At 60.6% G+C, this 26363-nt stretch carries 25 protein-coding genes; 24 read left to right on the plus strand and 1 reads right to left on the minus strand.

The genetic code is table 11. The features are described from left to right. Window positions 1-31 precede the first annotated feature (31 nt). Window positions 32-1492, minus strand: a complete 1461-nt coding sequence (gene dnaA / locus HZR81_RS18190) for a chromosomal replication initiator protein DnaA (protein ID WP_500128913.1) — start codon at window positions 1490-1492, stop codon at window positions 32-34. Between the two features lie 506 nt (window positions 1493-1998). Here dnaA and rpmH point away from each other — a divergent pair. The 24 genes from rpmH to HZR81_RS18310 form a co-directional block, all read left to right on the plus strand. Further along, window positions 1999-2133, plus strand: a complete 135-nt coding sequence (rpmH, locus tag HZR81_RS18195; protein ID WP_003290924.1) for a 50S ribosomal protein L34 — start codon at window positions 1999-2001, stop codon at window positions 2131-2133. Window positions 2134-2147: 14 nt separating this feature from the next. Further along, entirely contained in the window at window positions 2148-2543 is a 396-nt protein-coding gene (gene rnpA / locus HZR81_RS18200; RefSeq protein WP_063540256.1) for a ribonuclease P protein component, read from the plus strand. Further along, complete coding sequence (yidD, locus tag HZR81_RS18205; protein WP_133455175.1) at window positions 2536-2781, plus strand: membrane protein insertion efficiency factor YidD; 246 nt, start codon at window positions 2536-2538, stop codon at window positions 2779-2781. Before rnpA ends, yidD begins: the two co-directional genes overlap by 8 nt. Window positions 2782-2783: 2 nt before the next feature. Continuing rightward, window positions 2784-4454 carry a membrane protein insertase YidC gene (gene yidC, locus HZR81_RS18210; RefSeq protein WP_500128907.1) on the plus strand — a complete coding sequence of 557 codons (1671 nt, stop codon included), beginning with the start codon at window positions 2784-2786 and terminating at the stop codon, window positions 4452-4454. A 72-nt stretch (window positions 4455-4526) separates the two neighbouring features. Further along, on the plus strand, window positions 4527-5894 hold the full coding sequence (gene mnmE, locus HZR81_RS18215) for a tRNA uridine-5-carboxymethylaminomethyl(34) synthesis GTPase MnmE (RefSeq protein WP_316958737.1): 1368 nt from the start codon (window positions 4527-4529) through the stop codon (window positions 5892-5894). 499 nt (window positions 5895-6393) lie between these two features. Next, window positions 6394-8286: a tRNA uridine-5-carboxymethylaminomethyl(34) synthesis enzyme MnmG gene (gene mnmG, locus HZR81_RS18220; RefSeq protein ID WP_230726630.1), complete on the plus strand. Its 1893-nt coding sequence runs from the start codon at window positions 6394-6396 to the stop codon at window positions 8284-8286. After that, complete coding sequence (rsmG, locus tag HZR81_RS18225; RefSeq protein ID WP_500128908.1) at window positions 8286-8933, plus strand: 16S rRNA (guanine(527)-N(7))-methyltransferase RsmG; 648 nt, start codon at window positions 8286-8288, stop codon at window positions 8931-8933. The genes mnmG and rsmG overlap by 1 nt, the downstream gene beginning before the upstream one ends. An 18-nt stretch (window positions 8934-8951) precedes the next feature. Then, window positions 8952-9740 carry a ParA family protein gene (locus HZR81_RS18230; protein ID WP_003303699.1) on the plus strand — a complete coding sequence of 263 codons (789 nt, stop codon included), beginning with the start codon at window positions 8952-8954 and terminating at the stop codon, window positions 9738-9740. Between the two features lie 9 nt (window positions 9741-9749). Next, window positions 9750-10622: a ParB/RepB/Spo0J family partition protein gene (locus tag HZR81_RS18235; protein WP_102839106.1), complete on the plus strand. Its 873-nt coding sequence runs from the start codon at window positions 9750-9752 to the stop codon at window positions 10620-10622. Between the two features lie 133 nt (window positions 10623-10755). Then, the gene (locus HZR81_RS18240) at window positions 10756-11154 is read left to right on the plus strand and encodes a F0F1 ATP synthase subunit I (protein ID WP_073865897.1); all 399 of its coding nucleotides are present in this window, start codon (window positions 10756-10758) and stop codon (window positions 11152-11154) included. 14 nt (window positions 11155-11168) lie between these two features. Next, on the plus strand, window positions 11169-12041 hold the full coding sequence (atpB, locus tag HZR81_RS18245) for a F0F1 ATP synthase subunit A (protein ID WP_063540249.1): 873 nt from the start codon (window positions 11169-11171) through the stop codon (window positions 12039-12041). Between the two features lie 70 nt (window positions 12042-12111). Continuing rightward, window positions 12112-12339, plus strand: coding sequence for a F0F1 ATP synthase subunit C (gene atpE, locus HZR81_RS18250; protein WP_063540248.1), 228 nt, complete (start codon window positions 12112-12114; stop codon window positions 12337-12339). Window positions 12340-12431: 92 nt separating this feature from the next. Then, on the plus strand, window positions 12432-12902 hold the full coding sequence (locus HZR81_RS18255) for a F0F1 ATP synthase subunit B (RefSeq protein ID WP_003291825.1): 471 nt from the start codon (window positions 12432-12434) through the stop codon (window positions 12900-12902). 12 nt (window positions 12903-12914) lie between these two features. Continuing rightward, the gene (locus HZR81_RS18260) at window positions 12915-13451 is read left to right on the plus strand and encodes a F0F1 ATP synthase subunit delta (RefSeq protein WP_063540247.1); all 537 of its coding nucleotides are present in this window, start codon (window positions 12915-12917) and stop codon (window positions 13449-13451) included. A gap of 15 nt (window positions 13452-13466) precedes the next feature. After that, a complete protein-coding gene (gene atpA, locus HZR81_RS18265; RefSeq protein WP_019405952.1) occupies window positions 13467-15011 on the plus strand; it encodes a F0F1 ATP synthase subunit alpha in 1545 nt (514 codons plus the stop codon). A gap of 50 nt (window positions 15012-15061) precedes the next feature. Then, a complete protein-coding gene (atpG, locus tag HZR81_RS18270; protein WP_011915192.1) occupies window positions 15062-15928 on the plus strand; it encodes a F0F1 ATP synthase subunit gamma in 867 nt (288 codons plus the stop codon). A gap of 30 nt (window positions 15929-15958) precedes the next feature. Then, the gene (gene atpD / locus HZR81_RS18275) at window positions 15959-17335 is read left to right on the plus strand and encodes a F0F1 ATP synthase subunit beta (RefSeq protein WP_003284839.1); all 1377 of its coding nucleotides are present in this window, start codon (window positions 15959-15961) and stop codon (window positions 17333-17335) included. Window positions 17336-17410: 75 nt separating this feature from the next. Next, window positions 17411-17839 (plus strand): F0F1 ATP synthase subunit epsilon, encoded by a 429-nt coding sequence (locus HZR81_RS18280; protein WP_020308359.1) that lies wholly within the window; start codon window positions 17411-17413, stop codon window positions 17837-17839. Window positions 17840-17983: 144 nt separating this feature from the next. Beyond that, window positions 17984-19348: a bifunctional UDP-N-acetylglucosamine diphosphorylase/glucosamine-1-phosphate N-acetyltransferase GlmU gene (glmU, locus tag HZR81_RS18285; RefSeq protein WP_500128909.1), complete on the plus strand. Its 1365-nt coding sequence runs from the start codon at window positions 17984-17986 to the stop codon at window positions 19346-19348. 124 nt (window positions 19349-19472) lie between these two features. Beyond that, window positions 19473-20255, plus strand: coding sequence for a DeoR/GlpR family DNA-binding transcription regulator (locus HZR81_RS18290; RefSeq protein ID WP_458991991.1), 783 nt, complete (start codon window positions 19473-19475; stop codon window positions 20253-20255). 2 nt (window positions 20256-20257) lie between these two features. After that, window positions 20258-22108, plus strand: a complete 1851-nt coding sequence (glmS, locus tag HZR81_RS18295; protein ID WP_500128910.1) for a glutamine--fructose-6-phosphate transaminase (isomerizing) — start codon at window positions 20258-20260, stop codon at window positions 22106-22108. A 468-nt stretch (window positions 22109-22576) separates the two neighbouring features. Beyond that, window positions 22577-23404, plus strand: a complete 828-nt coding sequence (locus tag HZR81_RS18300) for a heteromeric transposase endonuclease subunit TnsA (RefSeq protein ID WP_017781026.1) — start codon at window positions 22577-22579, stop codon at window positions 23402-23404. After that, entirely contained in the window at window positions 23391-25478 is a 2088-nt protein-coding gene (locus HZR81_RS18305) for a transposase (protein ID WP_500128911.1), read from the plus strand. The genes HZR81_RS18300 and HZR81_RS18305 overlap by 14 nt, the downstream gene beginning before the upstream one ends. Then, a partial coding sequence (locus HZR81_RS18310; RefSeq protein WP_500128912.1) for an ATP-binding protein occupies window positions 25471-26363 on the plus strand: 893 nt, incomplete at its 3' end. The genes HZR81_RS18305 and HZR81_RS18310, both read left to right, overlap by 8 nt.

Genomic DNA, 26363 nt, shown 5'->3' on the forward strand with positions numbered 1-26363 from the left:
TCTGGTCCCTTGCCTATAGATAAGGTCGCACTCAGGTTGTCAAAGTTCGCAGCAGATTTTTGTAATCTTCACGTATATCCGCGTCTGTTTCCCGCAATTCGGCGATCTTACGACAGGCATGCAGCACCGTGGTGTGATCTCGACCGCCGAACGCATCGCCGATCTCCGGCAGGCTGTGATTGGTCAATTCCTTGGACAAAGCCATGGCCACTTGCCGCGGACGCGCGACAGAACGGGAACGCCGCTTGGACAGCAGATCGGAAATCTTGATCTTGTAGTACTCGGCCACGGTGCGCTGGATATTGTCGACGCTGACCAGTTTATCCTGCAACGCCAGCAGGTCTTTCAGCGATTCGCGTATCAGCTCGATGGTGATATCGCGGCCCATGAAGTGGGCATGGGCGATCACCCGCTTCAGCGCTCCCTCAAGTTCGCGGACGTTGGAGCGAATGCGCTGGGCAATGAAAAACGCCGCATCGTGGGGCAGATCCACCTTCGCTTGATCCGCCTTCTTCATCAGGATCGCCACACGGGTCTCCAGTTCGGGCGGCTCGACCGCTACGGTCAAACCCCAACCGAAACGCGACTTCAGACGCTCTTCGAGCCCATCGATCTCCTTCGGATAGCGGTCGCTGGTGAGAATGACCTGCTGGCCGCCTTCAAGCAGCGCATTGAAGGTATGGAAGAATTCTTCCTGGGAGCGCTCTTTCTTGGCGAAGAACTGGATGTCATCGATCAGCAGCGCATCCACTGAACGGTAGAAGCGCTTGAACTCGTTGATCGCGTTGAGCTGCAGGGCCTTGACCATGTCGGCCACGAAACGCTCCGAGTGCAGGTACGCCACCTTGGCATTCGGGTTCTTTTTCAGCAGATGGTTACCCACAGCATGCATCAGGTGGGTCTTGCCCAGGCCCACCCCCCCATAAAGGAAGAGCGGGTTGTAACCGTGCTTGGGGTTGTCCGCCACCTGCCAGGCCGCAGCCCGCGCCAGCTGGTTGGATTTGCCTTCGACGAAATTCTCGAAAGTGAAGGTGCGATTCAGATAGCTGGTGTGCTTTAGACCACCTTCGACCTGGACGGTACGCTCGGTACGCGGCGGCTCGGGCTCTGGGGGCTCGGCAACCACCGGCTCGAACCGGGCCGCTTGCGGTTGCGCCACCGCTGCGGGCGCGACCGGCGTGGTTGCTGCTGGTTGCGGCTGGGCGCGCGCGGCTGCGGCCGCGGAGGGCAGGGCGGCGGACGAGGTGCGCTTGCTACCTATAAGAAGGGAGAGCGCCGGCGCCAGCCCGGTGGACCGTTCGGAAAGCAGCTCCAGCAGTCGCGACAGGTACTTTTCATTGACCCAGTCGAGCACGAAGCGATTGGGGGCATAGACGCGCAGTTCATCGCCGTCGCCCTCCACCTGCAGGGGACGAATCCATGTGTTGAATTGCTGAGCAGGCAGTTCATCGCGCAAAAGCTCAACACACTGCTGCCAAAGTTCCACCGACACGGAAGCTCCTATCGACTCTGTCGAGGTAAGACGGCGGCCATTGTAGCTGTGCACCGGCTGGTTATCCACAAGAACCCGACCCGTGCCACTGCGATCCCGGCTTAGCAGACAGAACGAAAAGCCGCCCTGCAAGCCTGTTGATAACTCCACCTAAGGGCGGGTGTTCAACCCTGTGGGAAAGCGATGAGTTCTGTCCGCTGTGGATATATCCGGATTTCATCCCCAGGCTGCACAGAGGCTCCCTACCCCCGGCGCACCGCTTTTCCACCTGGTTTGCAATCGCTGCAGCCCTTGCTGCGTATAGCCTGCAGAAAGGTATCCACAGATCGTGGTCGGTACATACATAAGCATTACATCTTAAGAGCTTATATTTCTTTTCTTTCTTATCTATTTTCTGGCTCGGCGGAACTGGTTGGAAATTGACCTGGCTGGACAGCTTCTCTACAATCGCCGGTCTCTTAAAAGGGGGCCATTCCGGCCCGCAATGGATCACCAGGTAACCGCACATGAAACGCACTTTCCAACCCAGCACCATCAAGCGCGCTCGTACCCATGGCTTCCGTGCCCGCATGGCCACCAAGAACGGTCGTCAAGTTCTGTCCCGCCGTCGCGCCAAAGGCCGTAAGCGTCTGACCGTCTGATATCGGAACAGGTAGTGAGTCGGGGCTTCGGCCGGGAAAAGCGTCTGCTGACTCCCCGCCAATTCAAGGCAGTCTTCGACTCCCCTTCCGGTAAGGTGCCTGGCAGGAACGTCCTGCTGTTGGCACGCGAGAACGATCTGCAATATCCCCGCCTCGGGTTGGTGATCGGCAAGAAAAGCGTCAAGCTTTCCGTGGAACGTAACCGCATCAAGCGGCAGATACGGGAAACCTTTCGCCACCACCAACTGGAATTGGCGGGCTGGGACATCGTGATCATCGCCCGCAAAGGATTGGCTGATCTGGACAATCCCGAACTGGCGAAGCAGTTCGCCAAGCTCTGGAAGCGACTGTCACGCAACCCAGCCAAGGCCGCCGTCGAACCTGGAGCCGCCAACAGCACCCATGCGTAAATTGGCCATTGCTTCGATCAAGGTCTACCAGTACGCCATCAGTCCGATGATGGCCAGTCACTGTCGTTTCTATCCAAGCTGCTCCTGCTATGCACTAGAGGCCATCGAAACCCATGGTCTGTTGCGTGGCAGCTGGCTGAGCCTGCGCAGGTTGGGGCGTTGCCACCCGTGGAACCCTGGTGGCTACGATCCTGTGCCTCCTCACAATACTTCCAATTCATCTCCGATGGCCGAGTAACCATGGATATCAAACGCTCGATACTGCTCGTAGCTCTGGCAGTCGTTGCCTACCTGATGGTTCTTCAGTGGAACCAGGATTACGGTCAGGCAGCTTTGCCGACCGAAACCGCGCAAAGCCAGCCAGCCGCGCCGGCACTACCGGACAGCCCGAGTGCGACGACCGAAGGCAATGCTGATGACGTCCCGGCCGTGGCCGGTCAGCAGCAGGCCAGCGCCCTGCCAGCCAGCGCACCGAGTAGTCAACTGATCCGGGTGCGCACCGACGTATTGGATCTGGCCATCGATCCGCGTGGCGGGGACATCGTCGAGCTGCATCTGCCGCAGTATCCTCGCCGTCAGGATCGGCCCGATGTGCCGTTCCAGCTGTTCGAGCGCAGCGGCGAGCGTACCTATGAAGCGCAGAGCGGCCTGATTGGCGATGGTCCGGACAAGGCCAGCGGCCGTCCGCAGTACAGCAGCGAAAAAACCGAGTATCGACTGGCCGAAGGGCAGGATGAGCTGGTTGTCGACCTGAACTACAGCGCCGATGGGGTCAACTACACCAAGCGCTTCACTCTGGAGCGAGGCAACTACGCGCTGAAGGTCAACTATCTGATCGACAACCAGAGCGAAAAGCCCTGGACCGGCTATCTGTTCGGCCAGCTCAAGCGCGACAACAGCGGCGACCCATCCTCGAGCACCGCCACCGGCACCGCCACTTATCTGGGTGCCGCGCTGTGGACCAAGGACGAGCCCTATCGCAAGGTCTCCATGGGCGACATGGATGAAAGCAACCTGCGCGAAAGCGTGCAGGGCGGCTGGATCGCCTGGCTGCAGCACTACTTCGTCACCGCCTGGATCCCGCAGGCGGGCGACACCAACCAGGTGCAGACCCGCAAGGACAGCCAGGGCAACTACATCATCGGTTTCACCGGCCCGGCGGTCACCGTGCCGGCCGGTGCTCAGGGTGAGACCGGCGCCACGCTGTATGCCGGCCCGAAGAGCCAGGACAAACTGGAAGAGCTCTCGCCGGGACTGCGTCTGACGGTCGACTACGGCATTCTCTGGTTCATCGCCCAGCCGATCTTCTGGCTGCTGGAGAACATCCACGCGCTGCTCGGCAACTGGGGCTGGTCGATCATCGTGCTGACCATCGTCATCAAGCTCGCCTTCTTCCCGCTCTCTGCCGCTAGTTACCGGTCGATGGCCCGCATGCGCGCGGTCTCGCCGAAGATGCAGGCGCTGAAGGAACAGCATGGAGACGATCGCCAGAAGATGTCCCAGGCGATGATGGAGCTGTACAAGAAGGAAAAGATCAATCCGCTGGGTGGCTGCCTGCCGATCCTGGTGCAGATGCCGGTGTTCCTGGCGCTGTACTGGGTCCTGCTGGAAAGCGTCGAGATGCGCCAAGCGCCCTGGATGTTCTGGATCACCGACCTGTCGATCAAGGATCCGTTCTTCATCCTGCCGATCATCATGGGCGTGACCATGTTCATTCAGCAGCAGCTCAACCCGACGCCGCCGGACCCCATGCAGGCTCGGGTGATGAAGCTGTTGCCGATCATCTTCACCTTCTTCTTCCTCTGGTTCCCTGCCGGTCTCGTGCTGTACTGGGTCGTCAACAACGTCCTGTCCATCGCTCAGCAGTGGTACATTACCCGCAAGATCGAGGCCGCGGCGAAGCCCGCCTGACGCCTCAGATGCCCATGCACAACGCCCCTTGATTGGGGCGTTCTGCTATCTGCGATCCAGAAAGGAGGCCGCATGAATCCAGTTCGCGACACCATAGCTGCCGTCGCTACCGCTCCAGGGCGCGGAGGGGTCGGTATCGTCCGGGTCTCAGGGCCACGGGCCAAGGCCATCGCCATTACCCTGACCGGTCGTGAGCCAACACCACGGCATGCGCACTACGGTGCATTTCACGCAGACGATGGCGAGGTGATCGACGAGGGCTTATTGCTGTTCTTTCCAGGCCCGCATTCGTTCACCGGAGAAGACGTACTCGAACTACAGGGGCATGGTGGCCCGGTTGTCCTGGACATGCTCCTGCAGCGCTGCGTCGAACTCGGCGTGCGTCTGGCTCGGCCAGGCGAGTTCAGTGAGCGCGCCTTCCTCAACGACAAGCTCGATCTGGCCCAGGCCGAGGCGATCGCCGATCTCATCGAAGCGAGCTCCGCACAGGCGGCGCGCAATGCGGTGCGTTCGCTGCAGGGCGAATTCTCTCGCCGCGTGCACCAACTGACCGAGAAGCTGATTCAGCTACGCATCTACGTAGAAGCGGCGATAGATTTTCCTGAAGAAGAGATCGACTTCCTGGCCGATGGGCATGTCCTGGCGCAGCTGAACGCCGTGAAAGCAGAGTTATCCACAGTGCTGCGGGAGGCCGGGCAGGGTGCCTTGCTGCGGGACGGGATGACGGTAGTGATCGCGGGACGCCCGAACGCCGGTAAATCCAGCCTGCTCAATGCACTGGCGGGCCGCGAGGCTGCGATTGTGACCGATATTGCCGGCACCACCCGCGACGTGCTGCGCGAACACATCCTCATCGATGGCATGCCGTTGCATGTCGTCGACACGGCCGGTCTGCGCGACACCGACGATCAGGTCGAGCGCATTGGCGTGCAACGGGCGCTCAACGCCATCGGCGAAGCGGACAGAGTGCTGCTGATGGTCGATGCCAGTGCACCTGAAGCGCTGGATCCCATGGCCCTCTGGCCGGAGTTTCTTGAGTTCAGCCCGGCACCGAACCGGGTGACGCTGATCCGAAACAAAGCCGATCTGAGCGGTGAGCCGATCGCGATTCGCTTTGACGACAGCGGACAGGCAACATTGAGCCTGTGCGCCCGGTCAGGTGAAGGTATCGAGCTGCTCCGCGAACACCTCAAGCAGTGCATGGGCTACGAGCAGACTTCTGAAAGCAGCTTCAGCGCTCGGCGCCGCCATCTGGACGCACTGCGTCTGGCCGACCAGTATCTGCAGCATGGGCATGCTCAACTGACACTGGCCGGCGCGGGCGAGTTGCTGGCCGAGGATCTGCGCCTGGCACAACAGGCGCTCGGCGAGATCACCGGAGCGTTCAGCTCGGACGACCTGCTCGGGCGAATCTTCTCCAGCTTCTGCATCGGCAAATGACTCAGAACGGGCGTTGATCGCGCCCGCTTCACTTCCTCTCCCTTCACCCACAACGCGCAACTTCGCGCTGAAGAAACCCAGCGCAGGCATTCGGCTGCCCGTTGTGCCGTCAATGAGCCCTGTGGAAAAGCCCGCCTGAAGGCAGTAGAAAAGTCATCTTAAAAACGGGTGAAAAATCCATATGTGCATAACTAGGCCTTTAATCCACAGGATGCGCGTCGCGTTCACACGGCTAACACCCAGCCGAAGCACAGGCTTATCCTTTCCTAGAGAGCTAGAGCGACGCGGGCTTCAGAGGGTTATCCACAGGACGGTAGTTCACCATACATAAACATAAAAATAAGCTTCTTATCTATTTCTTCTCTATTTCTATGTTTACCACTGACGTACCCCGTCGAATGGTTGGTCATTTTTTGCTCAGAGCCCTTCTTTAGCTCCAGCTAAATCCCTATACTTCGCGGTTTCCCAAACTCCCATCTAGACAGGCACGAGGTGCGTGGTGGACTTCCCTTCCCGTTTTGACGTGATCGTTATCGGCGGCGGCCATGCCGGCACCGAAGCTGCGCTGGCAGCGGCACGCATGGGCGTGAAGACCCTGCTGCTCAGCCACAACGTGGAAACCCTCGGCCAGATGAGCTGCAACCCTGCCATCGGTGGCATCGGCAAGAGTCATCTGGTCAAGGAAATCGACGCTCTAGGCGGCGCCATGGCAACCGCCACCGACAAGGGCGGCATCCAGTTCCGTGTGCTCAACAGCCGCAAGGGACCTGCCGTGCGTGCCACCCGTGCACAAGCCGACCGGGTGCTTTACAAGGCTGCAGTTCGCGAAGCCTTGGAAAACCAGCCCAACCTGTGGATATTTCAGCAAGCGGCCGACGACCTGATCGTCGAGCAGAACGAGGTCCGTGGCGTCGTCACGCAGATGGGGCTGCGTTTCCTCGCCACGTCAGTGGTGCTGACCACCGGAACCTTTCTTGGCGGACTTATCCACATAGGTCTGCAGAATTATTCAGGCGGACGTGCAGGCGATCCGCCTTCGATCGCCTTGGCCAAGCGCCTGCGCGAACTGCCGCTGCGCGTCGGTCGGCTGAAGACCGGCACGCCGCCACGCATCGACGGCCGTTCGGTGGACTTTTCGCAGATGACCGAGCAACCTGGCGACACGCCGCTGCCGGTGATGTCCTTTCTCGGCAGCCGGGAGCAGCATCCGCCGCAGGTCAGCTGCTGGATCACCCACACCAACGCGCGTACTCACGAGATCATCGCCGCCAACCTCGATCGCTCGCCGATGTATTCCGGCGTGATCGAAGGCGTGGGACCGCGCTACTGCCCTTCGATCGAAGACAAGATTCATCGTTTTGCCGACAAGGACAGCCATCAGGTCTTCCTCGAGCCGGAAGGCCTGACGACTCACGAGCTTTATCCCAACGGCATCTCCACCTCGCTGCCGTTCGACGTGCAGCTGCAGATCGTGCAGAGCATTCGTGGCATGGAAAATGCGCACATCGTGCGGCCGGGCTACGCCATCGAATACGACTATTTCGATCCACGTGATCTCAAGTACAGCCTGGAGACCAAGGTCATTGGCGGGCTGTTCTTCGCCGGCCAGATCAATGGCACCACCGGTTACGAAGAAGCCGGTGCTCAGGGCCTGCTCGCCGGCGCAAATGCGGCGCTGCGTGCTCAGGGCAAGGACAGCTGGTGTCCGCGTCGCGACGAGGCCTATCTTGGCGTGCTGGTCGATGACCTGATCACCCTCGGCACGCAGGAACCGTATCGCATGTTCACCTCGCGCGCCGAGTACCGGCTGATTCTGCGCGAGGACAATGCCGACCTGCGCCTGACCGAGAAGGGCCGTGAGCTCGGGCTGGTGGACGACGCCCGCTGGGCGGCGTTCTGCGCCAAGCGCGAGGGCATCGAGCGCGAGGAACAGCGCCTGAAGAACAGCTGGGTGCGCCCCGGCACGCCGCAAGGCGATGCCATCGCCGAACGCTTCGGCAGCCCGCTGGCCCGCGAGTACAACCTGCTCAATCTGCTTGCGCGTCCCGAAATCGATTATCAGAGCCTGATCGAACTGACCGGGCCGGGCGAACCGGATCCGCAGGTCGCCGAGCAGGTCGAGATCAAGACCAAGTACGCAGGTTACATCGAGCGGCAGCAGGACGAGATCGAGAAGCTGCGGGCCAGCGAGAGTGTCGCGCTGCCGGCAGATCTCGATTATGCCACCATCCCGGGGCTGTCCAAGGAAATCCAGCACAAGCTCGGCCAGGCTCGCCCCGAGACGCTTGGCCAAGCCTCACGTATTCCCGGGGTCACTCCCGCTGCGGTGTCTCTGCTGATGATCCACCTGAAGAAGCGCAGCGCTGGCCAACAGCTGGAGCAGAGCGCCTGATGAATCTGGTCAGCGAATCTCACGCCGAAGAACTTGTCCGCGGCGCCAGACAGCTCGGCATCCCCCTGGACGACCGCCAGCAACAACTGCTGCTGGCCTACCTGGCGCTGCTGATCAAGTGGAACAATGCCTACAACCTGACCGCCGTACGCGACCCGGACGAGATGGTGTCGCGGCACCTGCTCGACAGCCTCAGCGTGGTACCCTTCGTCGCCGAAGGTGGGCGCAACTGGCTGGATGTCGGCAGCGGTGGCGGCATGCCTGGCGTGCCGCTGGCGATCATGTTCCCCGAGCTGGCCTTCACCCTGCTGGACTCGAACGGCAAGAAGACGCGCTTTCTCACCCAGGTGAAGCTGGAGCTGAAACTGGCCAATCTCGAGGTGGTGCACAGCCGTGTCGAGCAGTTCCAGCCAGCCATCGCTTTCGACGGCATCACCTCGCGTGCCTTCAGCTCGCTGGAGGACTTCGCCAGCTGGACACGCCATCTGGGCGATACCGAAACGCGCTGGCTGGCGATGAAAGGCGTGCAGCCGGACGACGAGCTGCAGCGGCTGCCAGCGGACTTCCGCCTCGATGCCTGTCACGTACTCAAGGTTCCCGGTTGCCAAGGCCAGCGCCATCTGCTGATACTGCGCCGCACTTCATGACCCGGACAGACACTGACCATGGCTAAAGTCTTCGCCATTGCCAACCAGAAAGGCGGTGTCGCCAAGACCACCACCTGTATCAACCTGGCCGCTTCGCTGGTTGCGACGCGCCGGCGCGTGCTGCTGATCGATCTCGATCCGCAGGGCAACGCCACCACCGGCAGCGGTGTGGACAAGCTCGGCCTGGAATACTCGATTTACGATGTGCTGATCGGCGAATGCAGCCTGGTTGATGCCATGCAGTTCTCCGAGCACGGTGGCTACCAGTTGCTGCCGGCCAACCGCGACCTGACCGCGGCCGAGGTGGCCCTGTTGAATCTGCCGGCCAAGGAAAAGCGCCTGCGCGAAGCCCTGGCGCCGGTCCGCGAAAATTATGACTACATCCTCATCGACTGCCCCCCGTCGCTGTCGATGCTGACTATCAATGCTCTGGCTGCATCGGACGGAGTGATCATCCCAATGCAGTGCGAGTACTACGCGCTCGAAGGGCTCACCGACCTGGTCAACTCGATCCAGCGCATCGGTCAGGCACTCAATCCGAGTCTGAAGATCGAAGGTCTGCTGCGCACCATGTACGACCCGCGCAGCAGCCTGACCAACGATGTCTCCGAGCAGCTCAAGGCGCATTTTGGCGACAAGCTCTACGACACCGTCATCCCGCGCAACGTCAGGCTTGCCGAGGCACCCAGCCACGGTATGCCGGCGCTGGTCTACGACAAGCAATCCAAGGGCGCACTGGCCTACCTGGCCCTGGCCGGAGAACTGTCGCGACGCCAGCGCCAGTCGGCGCGTGGCGCCCTCGCATAAGGACTACTCATGGCGACCAAGAAAAGAGGCCTAGGCCGTGGACTCGATGCCCTGCTCGGCGGCGCCAGTGTTTCGGCCATGCAGGAAGAGGCTGCCAAGGTCGATACCCGCGAACTCCAGCATCTGCCGCTGGAGCTGATCCAGCGCGGCAAGTACCAGCCGCGACGTGACATGGACCCGCAGGCACTGGAAGAGCTGGCCCAGTCGATCAAGAACCACGGCGTGATGCAGCCGATCGTGGTGCGACCGCTGAGTGGTGGTCGCTACGAAATCATTGCTGGCGAGCGGCGCTGGCGGGCCAGCCAGCAGGCCGGGTTGGAGAAGGTGCCAGCGCTGGTTCGTGAGGTCCCGGACGAAGCGGCGATCGCCATGGCGCTGATCGAGAACATTCAGCGCGAGGATCTCAACCCGATCGAAGAGGCGGTGGCGCTGCAGCGTTTGCAGCAGGAGTTCCAGCTGACCCAGCAACAGGTCGCCGATGCGGTCGGCAAGTCGCGTGTCTCCGTCAGTAATCTGCTGCGACTGATAGCCCTGCCGGACGAGATCAAGACGCTACTTGCCCATGGTGATCTGGAGATGGGCCATGCGCGCGCCTTGCTGGGTTTGCCGGGTGACCAACAGGTCGAGGGCGCGCGGCATGTTGTCGCACGTGGTCTGACGGTCCGCCAGACCGAGGCCCTGGTACGTCAGTGGCTGAGCGATAAGGAAAAGCCGAAGGCCGAGGTCAAGAGCGATCCGGATATCAGCCGCCTGGAACAGCGCCTTGCCGAACGGCTGGGCTCGCCGGTGCAGATCAAGCATGGGCAGAAGGGCAGGGGCCAACTGGTGATCCGCTACAGTTCGCTGGACGAATTGCAGGGCGTTCTGGCGCACATTCGTTGATACAAAATCCATGTAGTGCCGGTCGGAAAATACTACCGGAGAGTTGAACCCCGGCTGGCCTGCTCCTATACTCGCCGCGCTTTTTTGACTGCGGACAATTATTTACGCGGCCCGCTGCAGCGATGGAAATCCGGTGAACATACGCAACAGAACACCCTTCCATCGCCTCCCGGCTTTTCGCGTATTGCTGATGCAGGCGATGGTCGTGGTTGCGACCGCTGTGTCATGTGGCCTGGTATTTGGTATGGTCGCCGGCTACTCCGCGCTGTGTGGCGGTCTGATTGCGCTGTCGGCGAACGTGTATTTCGCGTACAAGGCCTTTCGGTACTTTGGCGCACGTTCGACTCGGGCAATCATCCAGTCCTTCTGGTCTGGCGAGATGGGTAAACAGATTCTGGCAGCAGCGCTGTTTGCGTTGGTGTTCGTGGGAGTGAAGCCGCTGGACCCGATTGCCTTGTTTGCCGGCTATCTGCTGGTTCTGGGTGTCGGAGCAAGCGCGCTCCTGCTGATGAAAAACAATCCGAAGCATTGAGCATTGAGGCGTTTATGGCGAGTACCCCCGCTGAATATATCCAGCACCACCTGCAAAACCTCACCTACGGCAAGCTGCCGGCAGGTTACGAGCGTGCTGATGGCTCCGTTCTCGATCAGGCCACCTGGACCATCGCTCAGACGGGTCTGGAAGCTCGTGACATGGGCTTCATGGCCTTTCACCTGGATACCCTTGGCTGGTCGCTGCTGATGGGCGCCATCTTCATCCTGCTGTTCCGCAGCGCCGCCAAGTCTGCCACCGCCGGCGTACCGGGCAAGCTGCAAAACTTCGTCGAGATGTGCGTCGAGTTCGTCGAAGGCGTGGTCAAGGACACATTCCATGGCCGCAACCCACTCATTGCTCCGCTGGCGCTGACCATCTTCGTCTGGGTGTTCCTGATGAACAGCCTGAAGTGGATCCCGGTCGACTACATCCCGGGCATCGCTGGGCTGCTCGGTTTGCCGGCCTTCAAGATCGTGCCGACCGCCGATCCCAACGGCACCTTCGGTCTGTCGCTCGGCGTGTTCATTCTGATCCTGTTCTACAGCGTCAAGGTCAAGGGTATCGGTGGTTTCAGCAAGGAACTGGCTTTCACCCCGTTCAACCACTGGTCGCTGATTCCGTTCAACCTGTTCCTGGAAATCCTCGGTTTGCTGACCAAGCCGCTCAGCCTCGCGCTGCGTCTGTTCGGCAACATGTATGCCGGTGAGGTGGTGTTCATCCTTATCGCGCTGCTGCCATTCTACGTGCAGTGGACCCTGAATGTACCCTGGGCGATCTTCCACATCCTGGTGATCCCGCTTCAGGCGTTCATCTTCATGGTTCTGACCGTGGTGTACCTGAGTTCTGCTCATGAAGATCATGGGCACGCCGAGCTCACGCCGTAACAGCTGAACCGTTACAACCGTTTTGCTTTACCCAAGAAAACCTTAACCCCCTTAGCTTCAGGAGCTTTACATGGAACTCGTCTACATCGCCGCCTCCATCATGATCGGTCTGGGTGCCCTGGGCACCGGTATTGGCTTCGCCATGCTGGGTGGCAAGCTGCTGGAATCCACTGCTCGTCAGCCGGAGCTGGCTCCTCAGCTGCAAACCAAGACCTTCCTGATGGCCGGCCTGCTCGACGCCGTACCGATGATCGGCGTTGGTATCGCGATGTACCTCATCTTCGTTGTCGCCGGTTAATCACTTTCCGGTTTGAGATGGGGTTCGCCGGGCGGACCCCGTCGCCGTGGAATGACTCCCGCGTTGAACGAGATAGCACGAGGTAAATCGCTGTGAACATTAACTTGACGCTGTTCGGTCAAACGCTCGCCTTCGCTATCTTCGTCTGGTTCTGTATGAAGCTCGTATGGCCGCCAATCACGGCAGCCATGGCAGCGCGCCAGAAGAAGATCGCCGAAGGACTGGATGCGGCAGGCCGTGCGCAGCAGGACCTGAAACTGGCTCAGGACAAGGTGTCCAACACCCTCCGCGAGACCAAGGAGCAGGCAGCCCAGATCATCGAGCAGGCGAACAAGCACGCCAACGCGATCATCGAGGAAGCCAAGCAGCAGGCACGTGTGGAAGGCGAGCGACTGGTCGCCGGCGCCCGCGCCGAGATCGAACAGGAAGTGAACCGTGCCAGGGACCAACTGCGCAGCCAGGTAGCGGCTCTTGCCGTCGCCGGTGCAGAGAAGATCCTGGAGTCCCAGGTGGACGCCAAGGTACACAACGAACTGGTCGAAAAACTGGCCTCCCAACTCTAAGCGAGGCAAGCGATGATCAATACCCAGACGCTTGCTCGGCCTTACGCGAAAGCCGCTTTCGAGTTCGCCAGCGCCGCAGGACAGACCGATTCCTGGTCGAAAATGCTCAACCTGGCCGCCGTCGCTGTTGAAGTCCCAGAAGTCGCAGCGTTGCTGAACGATCCCCGTCTGACCAGCGAAAGCAAGGTCCAGGCGCTGGTACGCGTACTTAGTGACGATGCCGACGAAGCGTTCCGCAACTACGTTCAGACCCTTGGCGAAAACGATCGCCTGTCGGTCCTGCCGACCGTATGGGAGCTGTACGAGGACATCAAGGCGCAAGCCGAGAAAACGCTCGAGGCAGAAGTTGAAACCGCCTTCGAGCTCAGCAACGCGCAACTCCAAACTTTGGCTGCCGCCCTGTCGAAGCGGCTAGATCGCACCGTCAACCTCCAGCAGGTCGTGAATCCTGCTCTGATCGGCGGCGTGTTGATTCGCGCCGGTGACGTGGTTGTCGACGGTTCGGTCCGCGGCAAACTGAGCCAGTTGGCCGAATCGTTGAAATCCTGATTTGAGGGTCATGGCATGCAGCAACTGAATCCTTCCGAGATTAGTGAAATCATCAAGCAGCGCATCGAGAAATCGAATGTCGCTGCTCAAGCCCGTAACGAGGGCACCGTCGTCAGCGTTTCTGACGGTATCGTACGCATCTACGGTCTGGCCGACGTCATGTACGGCGAGATGATCGAGTTCCCTGGCGGCATCTTCGGCATGGCACTGAACCTGGAGCAAGACTCCGTAGGTGCCGTGGTTCTGGGTAACTACCTGGGCCTGACCGAAGGCATGAGCGCCAAGTGTACCGGCCGTATCCTCGAAGTTCCTGTTGGTCCGGAACTGCTGGGTCGCGTGGTCGATGCGCTGGGCAACCCGATCGATGGCAAGGGCCCGATCAACGCTCAGGCAACTGATGCGGTCGAGAAAGTCGCACCGGGCGTGATCTGGCGTAAGTCGGTCGACCAGCCGGTGCAGACCGGTTACAAGTCGGTCGACGCCATGATCCCGGTAGGCCGTGGCCAGCGTGAGCTGATCATCGGTGACCGTCAGATCGGCAAGACCGCCCTGGCCATCGACGCCATCATCAACCAGAAGAACAGCGGCATCCGCTGCGTCTACGTGGCTATCGGTCAGAAGCAGTCGACCATCGCCAACGTAGTGCGCAAGCTGGAAGAGCACGGTGCCCTGCAGAACACCATCGTGGTGGCTGCTTCGGCTTCCGAGTCCGCTGCGCTGCAGTACCTGGCTCCGTACGCCGGCTGCACCATGGGCGAATACTTCCGCGACCGCGGCGAAGACGCACTGATCGTCTATGACGATCTGTCCAAGCAGGCTGTGGCCTACCGCCAGATTTCCCTGCTGCTGCGCCGTCCGCCGGGACGTGAAGCCTACCCGGGCGACGTGTTCTATCTCCACAGCCGTCTGCTGGAGCGCGCTTCCCGCGTTTCCGAAGAGTACGTCGAGAAGTTCACCAACGGCGCCGTGACTGGCAAGACCGGTTCCCTGACCGCTCTGCCGATCATTGAAACCCAGGCTGGCGACGTTTCCGCGTTCGTTCCGACCAACGTGATCTCCATCACCGACGGTCAGATCTTCCTGGAATCGGCCATGTTCAACGCAGGCATCCGTCCGGCCGTCAACGCCGGTATTTCGGTATCCCGCGTGGGTGGTGCGGCGCAGACCAAGATCGTCAAGAAGCTGTCCGGTGGTATCCGTACCGCACTGGCTCAGTACCGTGAACTGGCTGCATTCGCCCAGTTCGCTTCCGACCTGGACGAAGCGACCCGCAAGCAGCTGGAGCATGGTCAGCGCGTTACCGAGCTGATGAAGCAGAAGCAGTACGCGCCGATGTCCATCGCCGACATGTCCCTGTCCCTGTATGCCGCCGAGCGTGGCTATCTGGCGGACGTGGAAGTGGCCAAGGTTGGCGCCTTCGAGCAGGCCCTGATCGCCTTCTTCAACCGCGAGTTCGCCGACCTGATGGCGAAGATCAACGTGAAGGGCGACTTCAATGACGAAATCGACGCTGGCCTGAAGGCTGGTATCGAGAAGTTCAAGGCCACGCAAAGCTGGTAAGCCGCAGCGGGAGCCGCGAGGCTCCCGCCTGCTAACCCGATAGGTGTCAAATGGCAGGCGCAAAAGAGATTCGCAGCAAGATTGCGAGCATCAAAAGCACGCAGAAGATCACCAGCGCCATGGAAAAGGTGGCGGTCAGCAAGATGCGCAAGGCACAGATGCGCATGGCTGCCAGCCGCCCTTATGCGGAGCGGATCCGGCAGGTAATCGGCCATCTGGCCTACGCCAACCCGGAATACCGTCACCCGTTCATGGTGGAGCGTCCGGTCAAGCGTGTCGGCTATATCGTCGTGTCTACTGATCGTGGTCTGTGCGGTGGCCTGAACATCAACCTGTTCAAGGTCCTGATCAAGAACATGAAGGAGTGGCACGATCAGAAGGTCGAAGTCGACCTCTGCGTGATCGGCAACAAGGGCGCGAGCTTCTTCCGCAGCTTCGGCGGCAACGTCGTCGCGGCGATCGGCAACCTCGGCGAAGAGCCATCGATCAACGATCTGATCGGCAGCGTCAAGGTCATGCTGGACGGCTTCCACGAGGGCCGTATCGATCGCTTGTACCTGGTATCCAACAAGTTCATCAACACCATGACCCAGAAGCCGACGCTCGATCAGCTGCTGCCCCTGGCTGCAGACGACAGTGCCGAGCCGGTGAAGAAAGGTCAGTGGGACTACCTCTACGAGCCGGACGCCCAGCAGCTGCTGGATGCCCTGCTGGTTCGTTTCATCGAGTCCCAGGTCTATCAGGCCGTGGTTGAGAACGGCGCAGCCGAACAGGCCGCGCGGATGATTGCCATGAAGAACGCAACCGACAACGCCGGTGAGCTGATCAGCGACCTGCAACTGGTCTACAACAAGGCCCGTCAGGCTGCGATCACTCAGGAAATTTCGGAAATCGTCGGCGGCGCTGCCGCGGTTTAAGAACGGTTCAAATATTCAGAGGAACCAAACATGAGTAGCGGACGTATCGTTCAAATCATCGGCGCCGTTATCGACGTGGAATTTCCGCGCGATCTGGTACCGAACGTCTATGACGCACTGAAAGTTCAGGGCGCCGAGACCACCCTGGAAGTCCAGCAGCAGCTGGGCGACGGCATTGTCCGTACCATCGCCATGGGTTCGACCGAAGGCCTCAAGCGCGGCCTGGACGTCGTCAACACCGGCACCGGTATCTCCGTACCGGTCGGCAAGCAGACCCTGGGTCGCATCATGGACGTCCTGGGTAACCCCATCGACGAAGCCGGCCCGATCGGCGAAGAAGAGCGCTGGACCATCCACCGCGCTGCGCCGTCCTATTCCGAACAGGCTGGCGGCAACGAGCTGCTGGAAACCGGCATCAAGGTTATCGACCTGGTCTGCCCGTTCGCCAAGGGCGGTAAGGTCGGTCTGTTCGGTGGTGCCGGTGTAGGCAAGACCGTAAACATGATGGAGCTGATCCGTAACATCGCGATGGAGCACAGCGGTTACTCCGTGTTCGCCGGTGTGGGTGAGCGTACTCGTGAAGGTAACGACTTCTATCACGAGATGAAGGATTCCAACGTTCTGGACAAGGTGGCCCTGGTCTACGGCCAGATGAACGAGCCGCCAGGAAACCGTCTGCGCGTTGCGCTGACCGGTCTGACCATGGCCGAGAAGTTCCGTGACGAAGGTCGTGACGTTCTGCTGTTCGTCGATAACATCTACCGTTATACCCTCGCCGGTACCGAAGTATCCGCCCTGCTGGGTCGTATGCCTTCGGCGGTAGGTTATCAGCCGACTCTGGCCGAAGAAATGGGCGTTCTGCAGGAGCGCATCACCTCCACCAAGAACGGTTCGATCACCTCCGTGCAGGCCGTATACGTTCCCGCGGACGACCTGACCGACCCGAGCCCGGCGACCACCTTCGCCCACCTCGACGCTACCGTCGTACTGTCGCGTGACATCGCTTCCCTGGGTATCTACCCGGCGGTCGATCCGCTCGACTCGACTTCCCGTCAGCTGGATCCGCTGGTCATCGGCCAGGAGCACTACGACACCGCTCGCGGCGTTCAGTACGTGCTGCAGCGCTACAAGGAGCTGAAGGACATCATCGCGATCCTGGGTATGGACGAACTGTCCGAGACCGACAAGCAGCTGGTATCCCGCGCTCGTAAGATCCAGCGCTTCCTGTCCCAGCCGTTCTTCGTGGCCGAAGTCTTCACCGGTTCGCCGGGCAAGTACGTTCCGCTGAAGGAAACCATCCGTGGTTTCTCCGGCATCCTCAATGGCGACTACGACCATCTGCCGGAACAGGCGTTCTACATGGTCGGCAGCATCGACGAAGCCATCGAGAAGGCCAAGAAACTGTAACTGGCGCGCCCGCTTGCGGGCGCCAATCCAGCCTGACCGGCCGCTGCTGGTCGGGCTGATTACCGAGGCATGAACATGGCTATGACAGTCCATTGCGACATCGTCAGTGCGGAAGAAGAGCTGTTCTCGGGGCTGGTGGAAATGGTCATCGCCCACGGAAACCTTGGTGACATCGGCGTCCTGCCGGGTCACGCGCCGCTGCTGACCGATCTCAAGCCCGGTCCGGTGCGGGTGATCAAGCAGGGTGGTGAGGAAGAGATCTTCTACATCTCCGGCGGCTTCATCGAAGTTCAGCCGAACATGGTGAAGGTCCTCGCCGATACCGCTACGCGCGCCAAGGACATCGACGAGGCTGCTGCTCAGGCCGCCGTCAAGGCTGCCGAGAAGGCCCTGCACGAGAAGGGCGCGGATTTCGACTACGGTTCCGCGGCCGCACGTCTGGCCGAGGCCGCAGCTCAGCTGCGTACCATCGAGCAGATGCGCAAGAAGTACGGCCGGCACTGATCGGCTAGCGACTTCATCGCGCACGAGTAAAAGGGTAGCCTTGGCTACCCTTTTTCTTTGTCTGCCATTTGTCGGCGCTGATACAGCTGCACCCTGACTACCTACAGGTGAGCTGTCGGGCCGAACCCGTTCAGGAATCGCTTCATGTCCCTCGATATCGTCATTCTCGCCGCCGGTCAGGGCACCCGCATGCGTTCGGCACTGCCCAAGGTGCTGCATCCAGTCGCTGGCCAATCCATGCTCGGTCACGTCATAAGCACGGCGCGTGCGCTGCAGCCGCGCAGTATTCAGGTGGTGATCGGCCACGGTGCCGAGCAGGTGCGCCAGCGGCTGGTCGGGGACGACCTTAACTACGTGGTTCAAGCCGAGCAGCTGGGTACCGGGCATGCGGTGGCCCAGGCGTTACCGAATCTGTCGGCCGAGCGCGTGCTGATCCTCTACGGCGATGTGCCGCTGATCGAGGCCGAGACCCTTCAGCGTTTGCTGCAGAAGGTCGGACCTGAGCAGCTGGCATTGCTGACGGTGACCCTGGATGACCCGACTGGCTACGGCCGGATCGTCCGTGACGCGCACGGCGAAGTGCAGGCCATTGTCGAGCACAAGGATGCCAGTGCCGAGCAGAAGGCGATCCGCGAGGGCAACACCGGGATTCTCGCCGTACCGGGCAGCCGCATCGGCGAATGGCTTGGCCGCCTGTCCAACAGCAACGCCCAGGGCGAGTACTACCTTACCGACGTGATTGCCATGGCCGTGGCCGACGGCCTGCGGGTGGCCACCGAACAGCCACAGGACGCCATGGAGGTGCAGGGCGCCAACGACCGCATCCAGCTTGCCGAACTGGAGCGCCACTACCAGCTGCGTGCTGCGCGCCGGCTGATGGCCCAGGGCGTCACGCTGCGCGACCCGTCGCGTTTCGATCTGCGCGGCGACGTGAGTGTCGGCCGGGACGTGCTCATCGACGTCAACGTGGTGCTCGAGGGCGAGGTCGTCATCGAGGATGATGTACAGATCGGCCCGAACTGCGTGATCAAGGACAGCACCCTGCGCCGCGGCGCTATCGTCAAGGCCAATTCTCATCTGGACGGCGCAGTGGTGGGCGAGGGCGCCGACTGCGGGCCGTTCGCCCGGCTGCGCCCCGGCAGCACACTCGGCGCCAAGGCGCATGTCGGCAACTTCGTCGAGATGAAGAATGCGAGCCTCGGCGACGGCGCCAAGGCCGGTCATCTGAGCTACCTCGGCGACGCCGAGATCGGCGCGCGGACCAATATCGGCGCCGGGACCATCACCTGCAACTACGACGGCGCCAACAAGTTCAAGACGGTGATGGGCGAGGACGTGTTCATCGGCTCCAACAGCTCGCTGGTGGCGCCGCTGAATCTGGGCGACGGCGCCACTACCGGCGCCGGGTCGACCATCACTGCGGACGTACCGGCGCATACCTTGGCACTCGGTCGCGGGCGTCAGCGCAACATTGATGGCTGGCAGCGACCGGTGAAAAACAAATCCTGAGGAAAAAGGACCTTGGCCGGATGGCTTGTGCCGACTGCCGACTGCCGACTGCCGGGCAGGGCTTGCGATCGCCTCGGGCATATGTTTTGATTCGCGCCGTTAACTTTCGAATCGAAACATATAAATGTCGAAGCGCAATACGCCACAACGTCGTCACGTTATCCTGGCGCTGCTCAACGAGCGCGGCGAGGTCAGCGTCGATGAGCTGTCGCGGCGCTTCGAGACGTCTGAAGTCACCATCCGCAAGGATCTCGCCGCCCTGGAAAAGAATGGCTTGCTGCTGCGCCGCTACGGCGGTGCGGTGTCGCTGCCGCAGGAGCTGATCGGCGACACTGCACAGCCCGTCTCGCCCTACAAGCAGGCGATCGCCCGCGCGGCTGTCGGCTGCATTCGCGAGCACGCGCGGATCATCATCGACAGTGGCACCACCACTGCGGCGATGATCCCTCAGCTCGGCTACAAGCACGGGCTGGTGGTGATGACCAATTCGCTAAACGTGGTCAATGCCCTGCGCGAGCTGGAGCACGAGCCGGTGCTGCTGATGACCGGCGGCACCTGGGACCCGCACTCGGAGTCTTTCCAGGGCCAGGTGGCCGAACAGGTGCTGCGATCCTATGACTTCGACCAGCTGTTCATCGGCGCCGACGGGATCGACTTGAAGCGCGGTACCACCACCTTCAACGAGCTGCTTGGGCTGTCGCGGGTGATGGCCGATGTTGCGCGCGAGGTCATCGTGCTTGCCGAGGCCGACAAGATCGGTCGGCGCATCCCCAATCTGGAGCTGCCCTGGAGCAGCGTGCACACCCTGATTACCGATGAGCGCCTCAGCGACGAGGCGCGCACCAGCATCCTGGCCCGCGGTGTGAAGCTGATCTGCGTGGCCATCGAACCCCATTTGGAGACCTGAGTATGTGTGGCATCGTTGGCGCCGTCGCCGAACGCAACATCACCGCGATCCTTCTCGAAGGCCTCAAGCGCCTGGAATACCGTGGCTATGACAGTGCCGGCGTTGCCGTGCTGGACGAGAACGGCGCACTCGAGCGCCTGCGCCGCAACGGCAAGGTTGCCGAACTGGAGCAGGCTCAGCAGCAGACGCAGCTGGCCGGCCGCCTGGGCATCGCTCACACCCGCTGGGCCACCCATGGCGCGCCCTGCGAGCGCAATGCCCATCCGCATTTTTCCGGCGATGACCTGGCGGTGGTGCATAACGGCATCATCGAGAACCACGAGGCGTTGCGCGCTCGGCTCAAGGAGATGGGTTACGTATTCGTCTCGGATACCGACACCGAAGTCATCGTCCATCTGCTACACCACAAGCTCGATTCGCTCGGTGACCTCACCGCTGCACTGAAGGTAGCGGTCAAGGAACTGCATGGCGCCTATGGTCTGGCAGTGATCAGCGCCAAACAGCCGGATCGCCTGCTCGCCGCACGCAGCGGCAGCCCGCTGGTGATCGGTCTGGGCCTGGGCGAAAACTTCCTCGCATCCGACCAGCTGGCACTGCGGCAGGTCACCGACCGCTTCATGTATCTGGAAGAGGGCGATATCGCCGAGATTCGCCGTGACGCCGTGCAGGTTTGGGATGTCGATGGCCAGCCGGTGAAGCGCGAGGCCGTGCAGTATCACGAAGGCGCCGAGGCGGCGGACAAGGGCGAATACCGCCACTTCATGCTCAAGGAGATTCACGAGCAGCCCAAGGTCGTGCAGCGCACCCTGGAAGGCCGTCTGGGCGACCGTCAGGTGCTGGTCGAGGCCTTCGGTCCGCAGGCCGGCGAGCTGTTCGCCAAGGTCCGCAACGTGCAGATCGTCGCCTGCGGCACCAGCTATCACGCCGGCATGGTGGCGCGTTACTGGCTGGAAGAACTGGCCGGCATCCCCTGCCAGGTCGAAGTCGCCAGCGAGTTCCGTTACCGCAAGGTGGTGGTGCAGCCCGACACCCTGTTCGTCACCATTTCCCAGTCCGGCGAGACGGCCGACACCCTGGCGGCGCTGCGCAACGCCAAGCAGCTGGCCAGCGGCGAGGGCGGCTATCTCGCCAGCTTGGCCATCTGCAACGTCGGCATCAGCTCACTGGTGCGCGAGTCGGACCTGACCCTGCTGACCCAGGCCGGGCCGGAAATCGGCGTCGCCTCGACCAAGGCGTTCACCACCCAGCTGGTCGGGCTGATGCTGCTGACACTCGCCCTGGGCCACGTCCGCGGCACGTTGAGCGCGGCCCGCGAAGCGGAGCTGGTCGACGAACTGCGGCGCCTGCCGACCCGCCTGGGCGAGGCGCTGGCCATGGATGCCACGGTGGAGAAGATCGCCGAGCATTTCGCCGAGAAGCACCACACGCTGTTCCTCAGTCGCGGCGCGCAGTACCCGGTGGCGATGGAAGGCGCGCTCAAGCTCAAGGAGATCTCCTACATCCACGCCGAGGCCTATCCGGCTGGCGAACTCAAGCACGGCCCGCTGGCCCTGGTGGATGCCGACATGCCGGTGGTCACCGTGGCGCCGAACAACGAGTTGCTGGAGAAGCTCAAGTCGAACCTGCAGGAAGTGCGCGCCCGTGGCGGCGAGCTGATCGTCTTCGCCGATCGCGAGGCGGGTTTCGACAATGGCGAGGGCATCTTCCTGGTGAACATGCCGCACATCCACGATGCGCTGGCGCCGATCCTCTACACCCTGCCGTTGCAGCTGCTGTCGTACTACGTCGCCGTGCTGCGCGGCACCGACGTCGACCAGCCGCGCAATCTGGCCAAGTCGGTAACGGTGGAGTAACACCGACCTTGCAGGGTTCTCGGCTGTGGGATGCGAATAAAGTTTCATCCGTACTAATAAAGTTTCATCCCAATAAAGCGGCTTCTGGTGGCGTTCAAACCGTGCGATCCGGTAGGGAATTAGCAAGATCACAATAGAAATCAATGGCTTATGCTTGCGGCCTGTGTGCAGCAAAATGCAGGAAAGGATGAAACTATATTTGCATGGCTCCGTGGTTTTCAGACCGTTTGAAGGCCGCTGCGAGGCATTAGGATGAAACTTTAGATGCAGGCCGGGCAGGGTGCTTCCCAGCCAGTCCAGCAAAATCGTTCGCGTTAGGGTGAAACTTTATTTGCATCCAACATCGGCTGTGGGATGCAAATAAAGTTTCATCCGTACAAATAAAGTATCATCCTTACAAATAAAGTTTCATCCTAAGCCTGTATCCGCTATGTTGAGGTCATCGACACGGTGGATGCAGGCTTTTTCATGTCTGGAACATTCAAGGGCCTGACCCAGGCACAGATTGATAGAAGGCTCAAGGAGGGGCGTGGCCAAGGCCAGGGACGGGACTACAAGCCGTTCATCTACACCAGGGATGTGTCCTCGTTGGGGCGCTCCCACCGCCTGCCTGGCAGCAAGACCCGGCGTCTGCACCATCTTTTATCCGATCTTGAACTGGCCATTTTCCTGACCTTGGATCGGTCTCCCCAGGTCACTGATATCCGTGAGCAGTTCCCGATGCGGGCCGAAGATACGGTGCGCATCGCCGAGGAACTTGGCCTTGCTCACGGTCGCTACAAAGGAATCCCTCAGGTTCTGACCAGCGATTTCCTGGTGGATTTTGATGACCCCCAGCGCCCATCCGTCGCGATCCAGGCCAAGTACAGTGCCGATCTGCAGAAGCCGGAAGTCATCGAGAGACTTGAACTTGAAAGGCGCTACTGGCAGGAAAAAGGGATTCCCTGGTTCATCATCACGGAGCGCGAGGTATCCAGAGAGGCATTTGCCAATATCCAATGGCTCTATCCGGCCCATGCTGAAGACGACATTGCACAGGATGATCTCGCACACTATCAGCAGCTGTTTTTGCTCGAGTTTCAGCGTCACCCAGACCGGAAGCTGACCGCCATTGCCCAGGAAATGGATACTTCCGGCCAACTGGAGGCTGGTCAAGCACTCTATTGGCTACGCCAGCTGCTGGCTCGGCACTGGTTTCTCTTCGATCTTGACACCCCTTACCGCGTGCTGAAGCCGAAGGATCTAGCTGCCAACCCTCATCAGATTCATCAGGAGCTGATCAGTGTTGTCCGTTAATCAGGTGTTCCGTATGGGAGAGCTCCGAAAGCGCCTGCTCTGGTCCGGTACCGAGCAGGCTGTCTGGATTGATATCGATTTGGACACGGCGCTGCCCGAATCGATATCGGTTGCAGAGCTGGAGCGTCTGATTATTGAGGGTGAGCTGGAGAGCATTGGCGATCCCTTCGAGGAGACGGTCCTTCGGGAGGTGGAGGCAGGCTCCCCTGAACAGCTGAAACGTGATGAGGCGTGGGCGATGCTGGCGGATTATATGCACGATCCCCAGCTTTTCGTGCGGCGCCCCAGAGGGCTCATTGTCGGAAGCATCATGCAACGCCATGGTGTCACCAAACAGACGGTGTACAGATTACTGAGGCGCTACTGGCAACGAGGCATGTGTAGGAACGCCCTCTTGCCGGACTATGTCAACTCGGGTGCCCGTGGCAAGCGCCGAAGGCCGAACAGAGCCAAGCTGGGCAGGCCAAGAGTGGTGATGGCGGGGAAAGGGCGTAATGTCACGCCGGATATCGAGCGCATTTTTCGCCGGGTCATCGAGGAACGCTTGCTCAAGGAAAAACATCCGTCCATTCCTGATGCCTACGCCTCCGGGCTGAACCTGCTCCGTGCTGTTCAGCCGGAGCTGCCGACCTCCGAACTGCCTACATTGGGGCAGTTCCGGTACTTCTATGGGCGCGAATATCATTTCACCGACACCTTGCCGCGCAGGATGTCCGCAGTGGACTTTGCCAAGGACTTCCGGCCGCTCAACAGCACATCGACGACTGAGACCCTGGGTCCAGGATACCGTTACCAAATAGATGCCACCATCGCAGATATTTATCTGGTTTCAGAGCATGACCGCAGCCTTATCGTCGGCAGGCCTGTCGTTTACATGGTGCTCGACGTGTTCAGCCGCATGGTCGTTGGTATGTACGTCGGATTCGAGGGGCCCTCCTGGGTCAGTGCCATGGTGGCATTGGCCAACACGGTCGCCGACAAGGTCGAGTATTGTCGCCAGTATGGTTTGGAGATCGATGCCAGCGATTGGCCGGTCAAGGGTTTGCCGGATGTGATACTGGCCGATAAGGGCGAACTGAACGGCACCAAGGTTGAGGCATTTTCCCAAGCCTTCGGCGTCCGCATCGAGAACGCACCGGCCAGGCGAGGTGATGCCAAGGGCATCGTCGAGCGCTATTTTCGAACGGTGCAGGAGCGTTTCAAGCCTTACGCCAGCGGTGTGGTCGAGGACACTACCAGCCGGAAGCGAGGTGGCCACGACTACAGGCTTGATGCCAGTCTGGCCTTGCCCGAATTCACGAAAATCATCATTGCCGGCATCCTCCACCACAACAATTTCCACACCCTGAGCAAATACGACAGGGCTGCGGGAATGCCGGGCGATCTGCCGGCGATTCCAGTCATGCTGTGGAACTGGGGCTTGGCCAGCTTGACCGGTCGGTTGCGCACTGCGCCGGAGGAACTGGTGTGGATCAATCTCTTGCCCCATGAGTCGGCCACGGTTTCGGAGCTGGGAATCAGGCTATTCGGCTGCTTCTACAGTTGCCCGGAAGCAATCAGGGAGGGTTGGTTTCACCGAGGCCAGGGGCGTCGGCCGACAGGGGTAACGGTCGCATACGACCCGCGTAGTGCGGACCATATCTACTTGCGGCCGTCCAATAGTCTCAAGGATTACTGGGTTTGCGATCTTGCCGACCGTAGTCGACGTTTCAGGGGGATGACCTTCTGGGATGTCTGGATACTGTCCAGAGAGGAACGGCGGAGCGATGTCAATGCGGCGTCAAAAGCCTTGGCGGAAAGAGGCAAGCTTCTGGAGCAGATCGAGTCGATTGTTGCCCAGGCAGAGAACGCCAGTCCGCTCAAAACTGGCATTAGCAAGAAAGATCTGGGCACCCAGATCCGCGAGAACAAGCAGCAGGAAAAGCGCCAGGAGCGCCTGAAAACAGCATTTAAACCTGAGAAAGCACAGCGGGCGAAACCCGCGGAGGTGATCCCACTGCGGGGCGAGAAGCAGGAAGATTATGCCTTTCCGGATCTCAGTGACCTGATATTCAAGGAGGAAGAAGATGACTGAAGAATTACAGCGCGGAGTGATTCCCCTGGCGCGTTATCATGAGCAGCAGCTTCCCGAGTATCAGGACAATCCACTCATCAGTGCATTACCTCCGATTCCTGATCTGCAGGAAGTGGTCGGCCTGATGCAGCAACTTCCCAGTTTCGAGCCGCAGGAGGCGCTTCTGGATGGTCGGCTCCGGGCTCATGCCATTGCCCGTCTGTTGCACGGCTTCTTTCAGCCACTCAGCCACCACTTGGAGCTGGAGAGCAAGATCAGCCTGATGATCCGTCAGGGCTACATCGGTCGGAACCCGGCCAGCGGTGCCTGGTATGCACACCTGCAGAATGGCTATCGCCGGGTGGAGGAGGAGGATCTTGATGCGGCGGTGTACCAGAGTGTTACCTCCACAGCCAACAGTTTGTCGCTGTTCGGCTGCTCCGGTTGCGGCAAGACGCGCACGCTGGAGCGGATTCTGGGTATGTACCCCCAGGCTCTCCATCACCCCGATTACAACATCACTCAATTGGTCTATCTGAAGGTCGACTGCCCCATTGACGGTGACCTGGATGAGCTGTGCCTCAGCTTCTTCAACGAGGTAGACAAGATCCTGGGCACCCACTACAGCCGTAGCCACGGACGCAAGAAGCTGGGTACCAAACGTTTGATGGCATCCATGTGCCAGGTGGCCAACCTGCACGCACTCGGAGTGCTGATCATCGATGAAGTTCAGAACCTCAACGAGGCACGCTCCGGTGGTGCCGAAAAAATGCACAATTTTTTCGTGTCGTTGGTGAATACCATTGGCGTTCCGATCATTCAGGTCGGTACTCACCGGGCCAGCAAGTTCTTCCAGCGCACCTTCCGGGCAGCGCGTCGGGTCTCCGGGCTGGGCAGTATTCGCTG

The sequence above is a fragment of the Pseudomonas sp. LM13 genome (assembly GCF_041381355.1).
GTDB lineage: Bacteria > Pseudomonadota > Gammaproteobacteria > Pseudomonadales > Pseudomonadaceae > Stutzerimonas > Stutzerimonas frequens.